12 protein-coding genes and 1 riboswitch are annotated in these 16,453 nt (G+C 64.0%); of the genes, 5 read left to right on the top strand and 7 right to left on the bottom strand.

Annotated features, from left to right (window positions below; translation table 11 throughout):
• Positions 1-126: 126 nt before the first annotated feature.
• Entirely contained in the window at positions 127-705 is a 579-nt protein-coding gene (gene purN, locus L7A15_RS08685; protein WP_237208156.1) for a phosphoribosylglycinamide formyltransferase, read from the bottom strand.
• A 155-nt stretch (positions 706-860) separates the two neighbouring features.
• Here purN and L7A15_RS08680 point away from each other — a divergent pair, with 155 nt between their 5' ends.
• Positions 861-1,274 carry a hypothetical protein gene (locus L7A15_RS08680; RefSeq protein WP_237208155.1) on the top strand — a complete coding sequence of 138 codons (414 nt, stop codon included), beginning with the start codon at positions 861-863 and terminating at the stop codon, positions 1,272-1,274.
• 33 nt (positions 1,275-1,307) lie between these two features.
• On the opposite strand, the gene L7A15_RS08675 is transcribed toward L7A15_RS08680, so the two are convergent.
• The 3 genes from L7A15_RS08675 to L7A15_RS08665 form a co-directional block, all read right to left on the bottom strand.
• A complete protein-coding gene (locus tag L7A15_RS08675; RefSeq protein WP_237208154.1) occupies positions 1,308-3,251 on the bottom strand; it encodes a DUF6350 family protein in 1,944 nt (647 codons plus the stop codon).
• A gap of 96 nt (positions 3,252-3,347) precedes the next feature.
• On the bottom strand, positions 3,348-3,782 hold the full coding sequence (locus L7A15_RS08670) for a plasmid stabilization protein (RefSeq protein WP_237200478.1): 435 nt from the start codon (positions 3,780-3,782) through the stop codon (positions 3,348-3,350).
• On the bottom strand, positions 3,779-3,994 hold the full coding sequence (locus tag L7A15_RS08665) for a nuclease PIN (RefSeq protein ID WP_237188419.1): 216 nt from the start codon (positions 3,992-3,994) through the stop codon (positions 3,779-3,781). The genes L7A15_RS08670 and L7A15_RS08665 overlap by 4 nt, the downstream gene beginning before the upstream one ends.
• A 35-nt stretch (positions 3,995-4,029) precedes the next feature.
• A riboswitch (SAM riboswitch) is annotated at positions 4,030-4,157 on the bottom strand.
• Positions 4,158-4,377: 220 nt separating this feature from the next.
• On the opposite strand from L7A15_RS08665, the gene L7A15_RS08660 reads away from it, so the two are divergent.
• Positions 4,378-8,193, top strand: a complete 3,816-nt coding sequence (locus tag L7A15_RS08660; protein WP_237208153.1) for a DEAD/DEAH box helicase — start codon at positions 4,378-4,380, stop codon at positions 8,191-8,193.
• A 2-nt stretch (positions 8,194-8,195) separates the two neighbouring features.
• Entirely contained in the window at positions 8,196-9,512 is a 1,317-nt protein-coding gene (locus tag L7A15_RS08655) for an MFS transporter (protein ID WP_237208152.1), read from the top strand.
• Positions 9,513-9,734: 222 nt separating this feature from the next.
• Here L7A15_RS08655 and L7A15_RS08650 read toward each other — a convergent pair whose 3' ends face one another.
• Genes L7A15_RS08650 through L7A15_RS08640 form a run of 3 tightly spaced genes read right to left on the bottom strand, consistent with a single transcriptional unit; the run spans position 9,735 to position 13,885 of the window.
• Positions 9,735-10,568, bottom strand: a complete 834-nt coding sequence (locus tag L7A15_RS08650) for an aldo/keto reductase (RefSeq protein ID WP_237200475.1) — start codon at positions 10,566-10,568, stop codon at positions 9,735-9,737.
• A gap of 54 nt (positions 10,569-10,622) precedes the next feature.
• Entirely contained in the window at positions 10,623-11,501 is an 879-nt protein-coding gene (locus L7A15_RS08645; protein ID WP_237208151.1) for an aldo/keto reductase, read from the bottom strand.
• A 14-nt stretch (positions 11,502-11,515) separates the two neighbouring features.
• A complete protein-coding gene (locus L7A15_RS08640) occupies positions 11,516-13,885 on the bottom strand; it encodes a Tex family protein (RefSeq protein WP_237212429.1) in 2,370 nt (789 codons plus the stop codon).
• Positions 13,886-14,086: 201 nt separating this feature from the next.
• Here L7A15_RS08640 and L7A15_RS08635 point away from each other — a divergent pair, with 201 nt between their 5' ends.
• Both L7A15_RS08635 and L7A15_RS08630 read left to right on the top strand, forming a co-directional pair.
• The gene (locus L7A15_RS08635; protein ID WP_237212428.1) at positions 14,087-15,538 is read left to right on the top strand and encodes a TY-Chap domain-containing protein; all 1,452 of its coding nucleotides are present in this window, start codon (positions 14,087-14,089) and stop codon (positions 15,536-15,538) included.
• Positions 15,531-16,382, top strand: coding sequence for an HNH endonuclease family protein (locus tag L7A15_RS08630; protein WP_237188411.1), 852 nt, complete (start codon positions 15,531-15,533; stop codon positions 16,380-16,382). The genes L7A15_RS08635 and L7A15_RS08630 overlap by 8 nt, the downstream gene beginning before the upstream one ends.
• Positions 16,383-16,453: the final 71 nt, after the last annotated feature.

The following is a 16,453-nucleotide window of genomic DNA, read 5'->3' as shown; positions in this document are numbered from 1 at the left end:
GATTATTCTCCGTTGTGCTTGTGCCAGCCCGCTGGGTGGGCGGCAGGTGGGTAAACGTGGGTGAGTCGCTTGTTTTCAGGCCCCGACCCTAGACCCAGCCCCCAGGTGTGGGGCTAAACTTTTGGGTTAGGCTTTTGGGCCCTTGAGGTTTTGGGCGAGACGGGAGATAGTCTCAACCAGCAGCACTCGCTCCTTGACCTTGATGCGTTCGTGGAGGGTTGCTTCGGTGTCGCCGTCCAGAACGTCAACGGCGGCCTGGGCCAGGATCGGGCCGGTATCAACCCCTGAATCAACCAGGTGGACGGTGAGGCCGGTGACTTTCACGCCGTGGGCCAGGGCGTCGCGGACGCCGTGCGCCCCGGGGAAGGAGGGCAGGAGGGCCGGGTGGGTGTTGACGATTCGGTCTTTGAAGCGGTCTACCAGCTGGGAATCAACGATCCGCATGAAGCCTGCGAAGATGATGTAGTCGGGCTGGTAGCTGGCAATTTTTTCTTCCAGGGCCCGGTTCCAGGCTTCGCGGTCCGGGTAGGCCTTGGGTTCCACCAGGAAGGTTTCGATTCCTGCCTTCTCTGCCCGGTCGATTCCCAGGCAGGGTTTATCGGCACCTACAGCCAGCACGGTCACGTCAAGGTCACCGGTAGCCACAGAATCAAGAATGGACTGTAAATTCGTGCCAGAGCCTGACACCATCACCACAATGCGCATGAATACCAGTCTATCGCACAGGTCACCTTTGAGGTTGGGTTTGTTTTTATCCTGAGATACCCGCCCTGCCCCTGGGCCGGTGCCAGGGTGGGGCGGGGGCGTCCTACCCCTGGTGCTGGGTCGTGGGCCTGCTACCGGGGCGGTAGAGTAGGGGTATGTCTGATTCCCCTCGCTCCCTGACGCCTGGCCCCTCCGCCCAGACCCTTGAGAATGTTAAGGTGTGGTCGCGGTCTACTTTTCTGGTGCTGGTGGTCTGCCTGGGGACGGGCTATTTTCCGGGTGTGGCCGCTGTTGCCACCCTGCTCTTGGGCGCGATCACCGTGGGGTTCGCGATTACTACCCTGGTGAAGATGGCCCAGGCTAAGTTCCCGGCTTTTTCGATTCTGCTGATGGTTATGGTGGCCCTGTGGGCGCTGTTCCTGATGTTATCTGCCGGCCTGCAGCTGATTTTTGCGGAGGCGACGGCCGCCTACGCTGACTGCCTGCAGAATGCCCTGACCCTTGAACGGCAAGAGCAGTGCAGTGTGCAGATGAGCGACGGGCTGATGAAGAGCCTGATGGGCCAGTAGGCCCCCATCCCCAAGCCCGCCCCGGTGGTGGGGCTAGGCTTCGTCCGAGTGGGGGCGCTCGGCCTCCTTGGCCTGGTCGGCTAGTTCTTCCAGGCGCTTTTGGCGACGGGCCCGCAGGGATTTGGGGCGCTTGACGACGGGGCGGAAGGGCTGGGCAGGCACGTTAGGGGCGGCCTCGTCCCCGGCAGCATCCTGATCTGAGTCTTCCGGCAGGTGTCCCTCGGGGGTTTCTGCTCCTTCGTCCTCAGCCGGGGTGCTGGGGGCCTCGTCGTCGGCCTCCTGGCCTGCAGCTTCGACGTCGGCCACTACCTGTTCCTCGGCGCTCCCCTCAGCACTTCCCTCGCCCGGGGTCGCCTCCTCACCCGAGTCAAGGCTTTCTTCCTTGTCTGTCTCCGGAGTGTCTTCGCCCGCTTCTGCCACCAGGCTCAGGTGGCCGGTGCCGGGCTCAGGAGCACCTTCGGCGGTGTCGTCGGCCAGCCCAGTTTCTGCCGCCCCAGACCCGTCGGTCGTAGTCCCGTCGGTCGCAGCCCCATCGGCAACAGACCCATCGGTCGCAGCCCCGGCCTGCTTGCCCTTCTTCGCTTTCTGGCCCTTCTCCGCTTTCCGGGCGGCGCGGGCGGCCCGAACCTCAGCCCGGGCAGCCTCACGGGCGGCCTTCCTCTCAGCGCGGGTTGCAGGCTGGTCGGCAAAGCGTTCTAGCTCCCCCGAGGTGTCGCGCACCAGCAGGTGGGCAGCGCCCAACCCCAGCATGGCCCCTACCGCCAGGAGGAAAGCCGAAAAGACCGCAAAGAAGAGGGGGTCAGGGCCCAGGCTGGTAAACCGGCCTACGCCCAGGGAGCCACCAGCCATCCAGCCCACGACCAGGGTCACCAGGAAGACCGGAACCAGGGTCAGCACCCCGTACCCCAGGGTTGATAGGGGCCAGGAGATCCAGCGGAAACGGATTTTCAGGCTCATCCATTCATCAAAATGGTTCTCGCCCTCCCTGAAGAACCACCAGCCCCCCACAGCTCCGGCCAGGACAGGCACGGCTAGGGCCGCATACCCCCAGGGTTCGGTGGCGTGCGGTAGGGCCCCCAGGATTGGGAAGGAGGGCATGACGCCCACCTCGGTGCCGGTGAGGTCTACCCGGGTGCCCTCCCCCAGGGCGAAGCCCGCCCCGGAGCTCCAGGACATTGCAAAAACCACCAGGTTAACGAGCAGGCCCAGCTGGAGCAGGGTCAGGGCGGCCCCGCCCACAGCCCCGGCGTGGAGGGTCTGGTAGAGGGCTACCACGTCGTCCCAGTGCCAGAAGAGGCTACCGGCCAGGAGCAGGGCTCCCCCTGCCGTGTAGGCGAGCAGGCCCACCACGGCTGAGCGCACCAGGGCCCAGGCGTAGGAGCCAGCCCAGCGGGAGTATTGGCTAAAGTTTTTGACCCAGTCAGCGGCATTGACCCCAATCATGGCTGCGAGGGAGCGGGATTCAGCGTAGCCACCGGCCAGGATTCCAAGGGCGGCCACCCAGAGGGGGGCCAGGGCCGCTAGGAGGGGGGAGGTGGTGAGGAATTCCCCGGCTGAGAGCAGGCTAATTCCGGCCCCGACGAGGGCGTAGGCGGCTAGGCCCCCTGCGAAGGGCTGCCAGAACTGGCCCTCGTAGCTGGCCCTTGCCAGGCGGCGTCCGGCCCGGTAGCAGAGGGCTAGGGGGATGAGGGTGAGCCCCAGCGGTACGAAGCTCATGGTGCCGGAGATGGCGGCCATTCCTGCCTGCTCGGGGATTTCCAGGTGGAGGGGCACCCCGTGGACTAGGAGCCAGAGGTGGCCTGCAACTGAGATTGCGCCGGCCAGGTTGGCGGTGTTGAAGCCGTTGGTGTACCAGATGGCCGCCAGGATGAGGGCGACGGTCAGGTAGGAGGCGAGGGCGACAAGGGCTAGTTCGACGGTGCCTTGGAGCCAGAGGGGCATGGGCAGGGTACGGTGGGGACGCGCTGAGGTTTTCATCGTCCCTTTATCATGTCATGTTTCGCCTGCCTGTGGGGCGGGCGACGAGGTGGTGGCTGGCACGGTGGGCCCGATCCGGGCAACCGGGTGGAGGTCTTAGTCTTCTTCCCAGGGGTTGATAGCGGCAATCCCCCAGGAGCGGTAGGCCTCAGCCTTACCCGAAATAATCTCAAGCTGGTGAACAGTAGCAGTTGCAGCCATCAGCCCCTCCAAGGCCGCAGTAGCCAAAGGGGCAGGACGCGCACCCCCCACCAGGTGCAGGTGCTTCTCCGCGTGCCGTCCAGCCCACTCCAACGACACCGCCGCGTCCACCTCAAGAACATGATTCTCAAAGCGGTCCATCAACTCAGCCAACCACCGCTCAGTCTCAGGGTAGGGGTAGAGGCCCTTCAACTCGCCCAAACTCAACACCGAAATATACATGGTGCGGTAAGAGCGACGACGCAGACAGTTCACCACCGGCTGGTAAGGGGTAGCCTTACGGATCTCGGCGAGAACATCAGAATCGAGAAGGTAACCTACGTTGCTCATGCAGCTTTCAGAACGCCGTATTCAGTAGCCGGAATACCGCTGGGATTAGGGGAAAGAAGAAAGTTCAGAAACTCACTACGCTCGTTTGAAATGCGGGTGTAGTCCTGAATGCTCATGGCAGTGAAACCGCCACGGGCAGGAACAGAAGCAGCAGAAATGTTCTTCTGAACAGAAACATGGGGACGGTGGGCATTTGAGCGAGCGTGTGACATGCCGTTTTCGCGCGTGAGGTGCGCATTCCTTTCGAAACTTGCTCTTGCCTGCACCAAACAGCGCCAAAATGCGCGATGCAGACCGCTTCGTCATCCGAGCCACCCGTGAACATGGGGTTGGCGTTCAACCAAAGTCGGAGCTTAACAGTTGAATCTCTTGAAGCTGGTTAACAGCATACGGGCTCCACCCCGGGTTTGTAAACACCCCTCCCCCAAGATTTTTTCGGCCCACCCGGCCAGGGCCACACCCAGCCACCAGCACTAGACGAAAGTACTGTTTTTGAGTCAGCCCTCCCCTAACCTGCCCCTGGGCAGTGCCAGGAGCTAGGGCTCTGCGATACGCTAGAAGACTAGGCATGTGACCGTGTGAAGTGAGGTTTGTGGTGACGTCTTCTGCTTTCCCTGAGATTCCTGTAACCGCCCCCGCCATTATTCGCCAGGTGGGGTCGGGGGCCTATACCCGTGGGCAGAGGTATATGCGGGAGGGCAACGTCGTCCGTTACACCTACGACGGGGCTAAGCGTAGGCTGACGGGGGAGGTTGCGGGTTCCGGCTCCCAGCCCTATAAGACCCAGGTCATGTTTCCTCCCGAGGTCACCCCGGGCTCCCACGCTTTCGCGTCCTCCTGCTCCTGCCCGGTGGTTCATAACTGTAAACATGCGGTGGCCCTCATGCTGACGGCCATTGACCGGTCAAGTAAGGCTAAGAAGGCAATGACGGCCTCCTCCCGCACTTGGCGGTCTGAGGCAACGGCCCCGGCTAGTAGCCCCTCCCTGCTCGATACCCTCACGGACGAGGAAAAACAGGAGTTTATGGACTGGGCCGATACGGTCGGTTTGCAGAGTGCCACCGACCTGCTGAAGCAGCGGTACGGGCACCGGCTGGGTCAGGACGATACCGCCCCGGCCCACAAGGCCCCGGAATCTTCCCTGCCGGCATGGCGTCGCTCCCTCGCCCATTCCCTGGCCGCCCGGCCCGGCTACGACAACCGCAACCACGGGGTTTCTGGGGCCCTAGACCTGCGCCTGGTGGTACCGGGTAAGTTCGGGTGGACCAAAAACACCGGGGCCCCCCGAATCTCCCTCGAAGCTCGCCCCCTCATGATGGGGGCCCGGGGCAGGTGGATTAAGGGCGGCCTGAGCTGGGAAAAGTTCTCCGGATCCGCAGCGGCGAGCGCAGGCACCGGCCTGCTGGCCGAGCACGCCACCTGGTTTAACGAGTTCTATGCGGTGATTCGCAGTAGCCAGTCCGTGTATTCCTCCCACCGGGATTGGGCGGTTCTGTCGACGGTTGATTCTTCCCTGCTGTGGAATATGTTGCGGTCGGCCCGGGAGCTGGGCCTGCCTATTCTTCTGGAGGGTAAAGAGGCTGGGCTGGCCCTGGCTGACCCGGCCACCGTGGAGCTGGATTTGACCCCGGTGCCGGAGCGGGGGTCGTCCGCCGACGCCCTGGCCCTGACCCCCCTGCTCCGCTGGGGGCCTTACACAATCCCTGCCTGCTATACCCATAAGCTGGGGAATACCCGTCAGGGCTTTATTGCCCTGGGTGGGGCTGCCCAGGACTACTATGTGAAGGCGGCAGCTAATGCCCGGTGGGAGTCGGCGGTTCCTTCTGCCCTGGCCTGTGTTGAGGAGAACGAGGTGGCCCCCCAGGAGCAGGCCGAGGATTCTCCTGTCCCCAGTACCCAGGCGGGGGCGTCCTTGGCTAGGCCGCCTTGGCTTTCTGCTGAGGCCCAGCTAGTCCTGATTCCGGCAGATGGGCCGGTTGACCCTGTCGCTGAGTCCCTGATTGCGGGGGATCCGGTGACTATCCCGGCAGCCGATGTGCCCGCCTTTTTCACCGACTTCTACCCGGCCCTCACCCGGGCCCTGCCCGTCTCAACGTCCAGTGAAAAACTTGAGCTGCCGGCCGTCCGTACCCCCACCCTGGTGCTGACCATTACCTTTGAAGAAGCTGGCCCGCCCTTTCATGCCTCAACCCGCTGGCGCTGGGAGTACCCGGTCGACCCCACGGGCGACGGGCCGGACGTCCTGGTGCTCGACGCCCTGGGCTACCCCGGCGAAGACCGGGCCGACGTGCGCGACACCGCCCACGAATACCGGGTACTCAAGGAGGTCAAGAAGATCCGCCCCGGGGTTCCCTTTACCCGCCACTACACCGAAAACTGGGGAACCCGGGAGCTCCTCGAAACCTACCTGCCCGCCTACCAGGCCCTCGACGGGGTCAGGGTGGACGTGGTGGGCCCGGCCCCCGAGTTCCGGGAGCTTGACCAGGCCCCCGAAATCGTCGTGACCGTTGATGATACCCGCCGACGCGACTGGTTCGGCCTGGGCGTGGCCATTAAGGCCGGGGACTGGCATGTGGCCTTCTCAGAGGTCGTTGCGGCCCTGGCCAAGGGGCAGACCCACCTGCTTTTGGGCAACGGCCAGTACTTTGCCCTTGACCGGCCCGAGTTCATGAAATTACAAGAACTCCTGCGCGAAGCTGCCCAGCTGACCGACAAGACCGGGCCACTTGAAATCAACCGCCACCAGGTGGGCCTCTGGGAGGAGCTCGAAGAGCTGGCCGCCGAAACCCAGACCGTCGCCGCCTGGGACGAACAGGTCACCGCCCTCCTCGACCTTGACCACCACTCCCCCGCCGAAGTACCCGCCAACCTACAGGCCACCCTACGCCCCTACCAGGTGGAGGGCTTCCAGTGGCTGGCCTTCCTCTGGGAGAGGGGCCTTGGCGGCGTGTTGGCCGACGATATGGGCCTGGGCAAGACCCTGCAGACTATCGCCCTCTTCCTGCACGCCCAGGAGCAGGCCCAGCTCGCTACCAGCCAGCCGGAGGCCAACAACCAGCCGGAAGCCGACAACCAGCCAGACGGTGCAGGAGCCGGGGCGGGCGCGTCCGCCCCTTTCCTGGTGGTTGCCCCCACCTCGGTAGTGCCCAACTGGGTGCGCGAAATCAAGCGATTTGCCCCCACCCTGAAGGTGGTAGGAATCGAAGAATCCGTGCGAAAGTCCAAGCGGCCCCTAGCCCAGGCCGTTGAAGGGGCCGACGTCATCGTCACCTCCTACGCCCTCTTCCGCCTGGACGAAGAACACTACTTCACCCTCGGGGCAGAAAACCCCTACCAGGGCCTGGTGCTCGATGAAGCCCAGTTCGTCAAAAATGCGAAAACCAAGGCCCACCAGGCCGCCCGCGATTTGCCTGCCCGCACCAAAATCGCAGTCACCGGCACCCCCATGGAGAACAACCTCATGGAACTGTGGTCCATGTTCTCTATCGCCGCCCCCGGCCTCTTCCCCTCCGCCCGCGCCTTCAAGGACTTCTACGCCACCCCCATCGAATCCGGCGAAGAAACCCAGGCCCTGGGCAGGCTACGCCGACGGATCCGCCCGCTCATGAAGCGCCGCACCAAGGACCTGGTAGCCGCAGACCTGCCCGAGAAGACCGACATGCGGATCGACGTTCCCCTGGCCCCGGCCCACCGCAAGGCCTACGACACCCACCTACAGCGCGAGCGCCAAAAAATCCTGGGCCTGCTAGAGGACATGGACAAGAACCGCTTCACCATCTTCCAGTCCCTGACCACCCTGCGTCGCCTGGCCCTGGACGCCACCCTCATTGACCCTGAACGCTACGCCGGGGTGGAATCCTCCAAACTGGACTATCTGGAAGAGAACCTGCCCGAAATTATCCACGACGGCCACCGGGCCCTGATTTTCAGCCAGTTCACCGGCTACCTGCAGAAGGTGGCCGGGCGGCTCAGCTCCCTGGGGATCCCCTACCTCTACCTGGACGGCTCCACCCGCAACCGCGGGGAGCTACTCGAAGAGTTCGAGCAGGGGAAGACCCCGGTCTTCCTGATCTCACTCAAGGCTGGCGGGTTCGGCCTGAACCTAACCAGCGCTGACTACTGCTTCATCATGGACCCCTGGTGGAACCCGGCTGCCGAACAGCAGGCCGTCGACCGTGTGCACCGCATTGGGCAGACCAAGAACGTCATGGTCTACCGCCTCGTCTCAGCGGGCACCATCGAAGAGAAGGTCATGGAACTCAAGGAGCACAAGGCAGCCCTCTTCGACGCCGTGGTGGACGAAGGCTCCTTCTTCTCCTCCCAGCTCACCGCCGCCCAGATCCGCGACCTGCTGGCTGCGCCTGAACCGGACGCCGGTCAGGGCGCAGTCTCAGAGAAGACAGGAGATTAACCGTGGGCAAGATACTCATGGACTTCACCCCGCTGACCTACTCCCCCGACTTCAGACGCATCTGGCTCGGAGGGCTCTTCTCCACCATCGGCTTTGCCATCACCAGCGTCGCCATCTCCCTGGAGATTTACGCCCTCACAGGCTCCGCCGGGGCCGTGGGCCTGGTGGGTCTGGTATCGGTAATTCCCCTGGTCATTGGCGGGCTCTACGGCGGGGTCATTGCCGACCGCTACGACCGGCGCAAGGTTGCCCTCACCGCCACCCTCGGCATGTGGGGCGTCGCCGTCCTTATCGCCCTGCACGCCTGGCTCAATATCCACAGCGTGGCCGTGCTCTACGCCCTCATTGCGGCAGAGTCCCTCATCCAGCCCATCAACCAGTCTGCCCGCGGGGCCATTATTCCCCGCCTCGTCAAGCCCCGCCTGCTCCCGGCCGCCAACACCCTCATGATGTCGGTAGGCACCCTGGGCATGAGCGCCGGGCCCCTGATCGGCGGCGTCCTCGTAGCCTCTGTGGGCTACCAGCTCACCTACTCCATTAACGTTATCGCCATGACCGTCGGTATCTGGGCCCTCTACCGCCTACCCGCCATGCTCCCGGAACAGAGCGGGGCGGCACGTCCGTCCGTCCTGACCTCAATCCGCGAGGGGCTGGGGTTCGTCCGCCGCAACACCGTGGTCGGTATGACCTTTGTGGTGGACCTGCTGGGCATGTTCTTCGCCCAGGCCCGCCCGCTCATCCCGGCGCTCGCCGCCCTGACCTTCGGCGGCGGTGAAGCCGGGGCAGGCCTGCTCCTAGCAGCAGGCCCCGTAGGTGCCCTCATCGGGGTGTCCTTCTCTGGCTTCCTCAAGGACGTCCGCCGCCAGGGCCGCTTCCTCACCCTCAGCTATACCGGGTGGGGGCTGGGCTTTATCGCCTTTGGCGTCATCGCCTGGGCCTATGAGGGGCGGGTACCCAGTGCCTCTATCACCGAAAACCTGCTACCGCTTAGCCTGGCGTTTGTGGCCCTGGCTTTCATGGGCTGGGCAGACGCTCTGGGCTCGGTCTACCGCTCCACCATTATTCAGGTAGCCACCCCCGACGCCCTGCGCGGCCGCCTACAGGGGCTCTTCATCATCACGGTTGCGGGCGGCCCCAACCTGGGCATGGCCTTTGTAGGCGGTGCCGCCGAACTGGTGGGCTCGCCCCTGGCCGCCGTCGTTGGCGGGGCCCTGGTCATGGTCACCATCGCCCTAGCGACGCTGGCGGCACCTGCCCTCTGGCGCTATGTTCCAGAACCCATTCCGGAAACCCGGCAGCAGCCCGTCGTTGACTCCTAGAAGTCGTAGCAGTCGAGGGGCTCCGCAGGGTCACGCTCGATGGAGCCCAACAGATTCCGAGCGCGCGAGGAAATAAATCTGCGGGCGGAATAGGCGTAAGCCTGACCCTCACGCCCCGCCTAGCGGCGGATTCCATTCGCTCTTGCGTGCTGTCGCACCCGCTCACTTCATCCGAGCCAGCAGCTTCGCTGTGACCCTGCTCTGCCCCTTGGGTAGCCCTTACTAGAAGTCGATGTGGGCCGGGTCGGGGCCAATGCGGCCTTCGGCTGATGAGAGCGCGTCAATCTTTGAAACTTCGTCGCCGGTCAGGGCTACATCCAGGGACTTGAAGTTGGAGACAATACGCTCGGGGGTTACGGACTTGGGGATGGCAACGATGCCGTGGGCCCGGTGCCAGGCCAGTACCACCTGGGCGGGGGTGGCGTCGTGGGCCTTGGCGATTTCGCCAATGACGGGGTTATCCAGCAGGTCGGAGCGGTTGCCCAGGGGGCTCCAGGCCTGGGTGACAATGCCAAGTTCTGCGTGGACCTCGCGCAGGTTCTCCTGGGCGAAGTAGGGGTGCAGCTCAATCTGGTGGATAGCGGGCACAACACCGGTTTCAGCGATGATTTCACGCAGCTGCTCTTCGGGGAAGTTAGAAACGCCGATGGACTTGGCCTTGCCCTGCTTCTGCAGTTCAATCAGGGCCTTCCAGGTGTCCAGGTAGAGGCCCTGGGAGGGCTTGGCCCAGTGGACCAGGAGCAGGTCAACGTAGTCGGTACCCAGGCGGGCCAAGGACTCGTCCGCTGCCTTGAGGGCCTGCTCGTAGCCCTGGTCGTCGTTCCAGATCTTGGTGGTGAGGAAGACGTCCTCGCGGGCGACGCCGGAGGCAGCAATAGCCTTGCCGGTGCCCTCTTCGTTGCCGTAAATCTTGGCGGTGTCGATGTGGCGGTAGCCAGCCTCCAGGGCCAGACCCACGACCTTCTCAGCAACCTCGTTTTCTACCTGCCAGACGCCGTAGCCTAGCTGGGGAATGGTGTTGCCGTCGTTGAAAGTGAGGCGGGGTGACTCAGTCATGGAGTGTCCTTTCAGTTCTGCACAGTTCTCTTCCACTCTAGCCCCGCTCCTCCCCTAGCCCCTAGCCTGTTCGGCAGGGGTGAACGAGCGGCGGTCGCTGTATTCGGGGGCGCCCAGGTCGCCTTCGGCAGGGTCACCACCCAGGCGGTGGGTGCGGTTGAGAGCCTCGATAGCGGCGATTTCATCGGGAGTGAGGTCTAGACCCTGCACCGCCAGGTTGGAGGCCATACGGGCGGGGGTTTCAGTCTTAGGAATCACGACGTGCCCCACCGCCAGGTGCCAGGCCAGCACAAGCTCGGCGACCCCGATACCGCGCTCCCGGGCTAGCTGGTGCAGGACGGGGTCGTCCAGAACGAGCCCGTTGCCCAAGGGGCTCCAGGCCTCGGTCAGGACGCCGCGGGCTGAGTTCTCTGCCCTCATATCGGTTTGGGTGAGGTAGGGGTGCAGTTCAATCTGGTTGACAACCGGGGTGATACCGGTGTCGCCAATGATGTGGTCCAGCTGGGTATCGGTGAAGTTAGAGACGCCGATGGAGCGCACCAGCCCGCGCTCGCGCAGCTCGACCAGGGCTTCCCAGGAGGCCCGGTAGCGTCCCTGGGCCGGTTGGGCCCAATGGATGAGGTAGAGGTCCAGGTAGTCCAAGCCCAGCAGTTCGAGGGAGCGTTCGGCTGCTTCGATAGCGGTCTCGTAGCCCTGGTCGGTGTTCCAGAGCTTGGTGGTGATGAAGAGATCGGTGCGGGGCAGGTCGGATTCAGCCAGAGCCTGCCCAACGCCCGCTTCATTCTTGTAGATGGTGGCAGTGTCGATGTGCCGGTAGCCAGCCTCCAGCGCCCGAGTGACGGCGGCGGCTATGGTCTCGGGAGCGATTCGGCAGGTACCAAAGCCCATCTGGGGAATGGTGTGGCCATCGTTCATAGTCAGAGACAGGTTCATGGTGGGGTTCCTTCCTAGCGCCGCCGGCGTCCGCCTGCCTTGCGGGCCGCCTTGGGTTCTGGCTCTTCCAGGAGCAGGGAGAGGGAAATGCGTTTGCGGGCGGGGTCGGCTTCGACCACGCGCACCTGCACAATGTCGCCTGATTTGACGATGGCGTGGGGGTCTGAGACAAAGTCGCGGCTCATCTGCGAGACGTGAACCAGGCCGTCCTGGTGAACCCCGATATCCACAAAGGCACCGAAGGCGGCGACGTTGGAGACGGTGCCTTCCAGGATCATGCCGGGGGTGAGGTCGGAGATGGTTTCAATGCCCTCTTCGAAGCGGGCGGTGCGGAAGGTGGGGCGGGGGTCGCGCCCCGGGGCGGAGAGTTCAGCGATGATGTCGGTGACGGTGGGCAGGCCGTGGGTCTCGGTGACGAAGTCGGCAGGGGTGAGGGCGGCCAGGGCCTCGGCGGAGACACGGTTGCCGGTGAAGCCCCCGGCGGCGGTAACAATCTGGCGGGCTAGGTCGTAGGACTCGGGGTGGACGCCCGAGGCGTCCAGGGGTTCGGGGCCGTCGGTAATGCGGACGAAGCCAGCTGCCTGCTCGTAGGCCTTAGGGCCGAGGCGGGGGACCTTGAGCAGGTCGGTGCGGCGGGTGAAGGGGCCGTGTTCGGTGCGGTAGGTGACGATGTTGTCGGCAACCGTGCGGTTGAAGCCGGCGACGCGGGCCAGCAGGGCTGGGGAGGCAGAATTGACGAGCACGCCGACGGCGTTGACGCAGTCCTCCACGACGCCGTCCAGGGCGCGGGTGAGGGCGGCCGGGGACACGTCGTGCTGGTACTGGCCGACACCAATGGATTGGGGGTCGATTTTGACCAGTTCGGCCAGGGGGTCTTGCAGGCGGCGGGCGATGGAGACGGCCCCGCGCAGGGAGACGTCGAGGCCGGGCAGTTCGGTGGAGGCCAGTTCTGAGGCGGAGTAGACGGAGGCCCCGGCTTCGGAGACGACGATTTTCTGCACCCCGCGCACCCCTCGGGCAGCCAGGCGCTTGAGCAGGTCCCCGGCCAGTTTGTCGGTTTCGCGGCTGGCGGTGCCGTTGCCAATGGCAATCAGCTCAATACCGTGGCTGATCACGAGGTCTTCTAGGGTGGCGAGGGAATCCTCCCACTGGTTGCGCGGGGCGTGCGGGTAGATAGCGGTAGTGGCAAGCACCTGGCCGGTGGCCCCAACAGCCGCGACCTTAACGCCGGTACGCAGGCCGGGATCCAGGCCCAGGGTGGGGCGGGAACCGGCAGGGGCGGCCAGCAGGACGTCGCGCAGGTTGGAGGAAAAGACGGTAATGGCGTCCTTCTCGGCCTGTTCAAACAGGACGGTGCGGGTTTCGGTCGCCAGGCGGGGCAGCAGGCGCTGCCGCCAGGCCGTCCGCACTGTTTTGGCCTGCCAGCCAACCACCATGCTCTCGTCGGACACCATGTTCAGCACCTGGGCGCCGATGCCCAGGGCTTCGGCCACGGTGCGTTCGTACCAGCTGCGTTCGCGCTCGTATTCTTCGGCCAGGATCTCGGCTGCCTCGCGGGCACCCCCCTTGAGGCCGGTTTTAGCCGGGGGGAGGACGTCCACATCGAGGGTGACCTTAACAGCCCCCTCCTTTTCGGCGCGGAGCAGGGCCAGCACCCGGTGGGAGGGAATCTTGCGGATTTCCTCGTTGAACTCGAAGTAGTCGCTGAACTTGGCCCCGGCCTCCTGCTGGCCGGGGATCAGGCGGGAGGTGATAACACCACGGCGCATGAAGCGCTGGCGCAGGGTATCAGCCAGGGCCGGGTCGGTCATGGCCTGCTCAATCAGGATGGCGCGGGCCCCGTCCAGGGCGTTCTCCACTGAGGCGACGGTAGCCTCAACGGTGCCGGGTTCGGCGTCGGCCAGGGCCGGCTCGACGTAGGCGTCGGCAATGTCGGTAGTGGGGGCGAAAGGAACCTCAAGCAGATCTTCCACCAGGGACTCCAGCCCGGCCTCCCGGGCTAGATAGGCCAGGGTCTTACGCTTGGTCTTATGCGGGGCATAGAGGGCTTCAAGCTCATTTTTGGTAGGGGCCAGCGCGAGCGCCGCAGCCAGTTCGTCGGTGAGCAGGGCGCGTTCGTGCAGGGTGTTGAGGACGGCGGCGCGGCGGTCTTCGAGGTCCCGCAGGTAGCGTAGGCGTTCGGCCAGGGTGCGGAGCTGGGCGTCATCGAGCCCGCCAGTGGCTTCCTTGCGGTAGCGGGCGATAAAGGGCACGGTGGCCCCTTCATCGAGCAGGCGGACGGCGGCATCCACCCGCTGGGTGCTAACGCCGAGTTCGGAAGCGATACGCTCTTCGATCGGCGGAAGGCCCTGGGCCTGGTTTTCTGCGGAACCTGCATGAGTCATTCTCTAAGTTTCTCATTAATAACCGGGCCGGTGCGTCGTGCTCAGGGCGCTGTGGGAGCAGGGGTGAAAGGCTGTAGACAGTTTCTGGGGGCGTAACAGTTTTACCTGTTTGTGGTGCGCTGTCTGCCCAAGTCATAAGATAGAGTGCGTGAACCGCAGGGGGCCTTGTTCCCCAACCCCATTGTCATCAGGAGTTTTAGAATGGACGCCCATCAGGAAAGCAGTTTTGCTGAGTTTTGTGAACACCATGATGCGTTCTTCACCGATCTCGTATCAATGGGCTGGACGGCCTCTGAAGCCTATAGCCGGGTTGTTGCTGTTTACCCGTCGATAGACCGGGAGCTTCTTGAACGGGCCTTGTACTCTGGCCGCTGGGTTTTTGAGGGGCAGCAGGCCCAGACCCACAGTAATGTGCTGATGGCGTCAGCGATCTGGTATGCGATTGCTGTGTCCTATGATTTTGAGCCGAACTATGAGTATGCTGCGGTGCGTCTGGATCCTACGATTGTGCAGGACCTGCCGCGTATGCTGGAGTCTTTTTCGGTTGCTCCTGAAACGATTGCCACTATTTTGGGCCGCATTGGTGGGGCCTTGGAGTATATGGCGGATCATCCCTATACCCAGTTGGAGGAGCATGCCTACGATGAGTTCTTGGAGAACCTTCCTGCTGAGGTTGCTCATTTGTCACGGGGTGATTTCTCGTGGCCTCCGTCGCGTGCCCTGATTGAAGACCGGCTGGGTGAGCGGTCCTGGTCCCGGGCCCTGCTTAAGGTGGGGGTGTGCCCGCCGGACGCCGAAGAGTTGGGTATTTCGCTGACGGCAGGTGATGTGAGTGAGCGTACCTTCAGGAATTCCTTGGGCGAGTTTTTGAGCTTCTGCATCCGCTATGACCGTAAGCCGACCGTCCTGCTCTACGGCCATTGGGCTGAGGATCCGTCCCGGAGCGGGAGGGTCCCGCACCTGGGTGCTGTCCGGGCCAAGTATGGTTCCTGGCATAAGGCCTTGCGGATTGGCCGTCAGCTGATTAATGACGCCCTGGTCTTGGCCGGCAATTCGTCCCTGCCCGCCCGGCAGGTACCGTCGGCTTCCAGCGACCCCACCGAACCGCTCAACATTGAGGAGATTAAGGCCCAGGGTATTGGTGTTGTCCAGCCCAAGACCCTGAGTGAGGCTGAGAAACAGGCCCGGGCCTGGGAGCAGCTGACCGGCGTCATGGAGCAGCGGCTTGAAGAGCTGCCGTGGAGCCTGTCCTTGCGCCTGTACTATATCTCCCCCGAGGTGGTTGCCACCGGGGATTACACCAACTATGTCAGTATTCTGCGATCCCCCGCCGGCTACTTCTGCGAGCTGTCCTCCCCCGAGGAGTTTGACGCGATCGACGTCCCCATGGACGCCGACTACCTGACCAGCCAGGGGTGGGCGCCCCCCACCGCCACCGGCCGCTGGGCCCACAACTTCTTCTCCGTGGCAGAGGCCGCCGACGGCATTATCTCAGCTATGCGGTTCGGCATGGGGGCCGACCACCCCGACTACTTCCAGTCCGATGACCCGGCTGGTTCCACGGCCATCAGTGCCGCCCACCCCTCCACCGGTTCTGTTCCCATGGTGCCGATCACCGGCAAGGGCTACGTGGTTGTCGACGATTTTGAGTAAAACCAAAGCGACCCGTCGCCGCTCCCGCACCGTCCAGGTTCCCGATATCAGCGACCGCCAGATCCGCACCGGGGTGCGCTGGTGGGACGCCCTGGGCAAGACCGTCCGTCGTATCCTGACGGCCCTGCTCCTCCTAGCCTTGCTCTTGGCAGCCCTCTTCTGGCTCGGTACGCACAACTGGAACCCCCGCCAGGCCTGGGAAGCCCTCTGGGATACAGGCCAGCCCATCAGCACCGGCTTTGCCAACAGCGGGGTAGAAACCTACTCCACGGCACGCGAGGTGCTCGACTCGCTCACCGTCGCTGAGCGCAGCAGCGCCACCCCCTACAAACGCAGCGCCTACGGGGAACCCTGGCAAGATATCGACGGCAACGGGTGCGACCAGCGCAACGACATCCTGGCCCGAGACCTCACCACCATCGAACGCGACACCCGCTGCCGCGTCGTCACCGGCACCCTGCTAGACCCCTACTCAGCCGAGACTATCAACTTCGTCCGCGGCCCAGAAACCAGTGAGGCGGTGCCCATCGACCACGTCGTCGCCCTCTCCAACGCCTGGGGTTCAGGCGCCTGGGCCTGGGGCGACGACCAACGCGCCCTCATCGCCAACGACCCCCTCAACCTGCAGGCAGCAGGCTACCTGGCCAACACCGAAAAATCCGATAAGGACGCCGCTGCCTGGCTCCCCCAACCCGGCTACCAGTGCGAATACGTTGCCCGGCAAATCTCCGTCAAAGCAGCCTACAAGCTCACCGTCACCAAGGCCGAGAAGCGGGCCATGCAAGGCGTCTTAGGGACCTGCCCGGAACAGCCCGCCTACCGATCCAACTTCGCGGGCGAATAGGGCAGGTGAAGCAGTATCCCCGGGTTATTCTGCACAAGAAACCCAGCCCCTGCTCGCTAGGGTGGTAGCAA

Source organism: Rothia nasimurium (genome assembly GCF_928391935.1).
GTDB lineage: Bacteria > Actinomycetota > Actinomycetes > Actinomycetales > Micrococcaceae > Rothia > Rothia nasimurium_D.
This window is presented reverse-complemented; position numbering and strand designations above follow the sequence as displayed.

Bases quoted from the DNA above. Each gene is read 5' to 3' on its own strand.
- purN (WP_237208156.1), bottom strand. From the start codon at position 705: ATGCGCATTGTGGTGATGGTGTCAGGCTCTGGCACGAATTTACAGTCC.
- L7A15_RS08680 (WP_237208155.1), top strand. From the start codon at position 861: ATGTCTGATTCCCCTCGCTCCCTGACGCCTGGCCCCTCCGCCCAGACC.
- L7A15_RS08675 (WP_237208154.1), bottom strand. From the start codon at position 3,251: ATGAAAACCTCAGCGCGTCCCCACCGTACCCTGCCCATGCCCCTCTGG.
- L7A15_RS08670 (WP_237200478.1), bottom strand. From the start codon at position 3,782: ATGAGCAACGTAGGTTACCTTCTCGATTCTGATGTTCTCGCCGAGATC.
- L7A15_RS08665 (WP_237188419.1), bottom strand. From the start codon at position 3,994: ATGTCACACGCTCGCTCAAATGCCCACCGTCCCCATGTTTCTGTTCAG.
- L7A15_RS08650 (WP_237200475.1), bottom strand. From the start codon at position 10,568: ATGACTGAGTCACCCCGCCTCACTTTCAACGACGGCAACACCATTCCC.
- L7A15_RS08645 (WP_237208151.1), bottom strand. From the start codon at position 11,501: ATGAACCTGTCTCTGACTATGAACGATGGCCACACCATTCCCCAGATG.
- L7A15_RS08640 (WP_237212429.1), bottom strand. From the start codon at position 13,885: ATGACTCATGCAGGTTCCGCAGAAAACCAGGCCCAGGGCCTTCCGCCG.
- L7A15_RS08635 (WP_237212428.1), top strand. From the start codon at position 14,087: ATGGACGCCCATCAGGAAAGCAGTTTTGCTGAGTTTTGTGAACACCAT.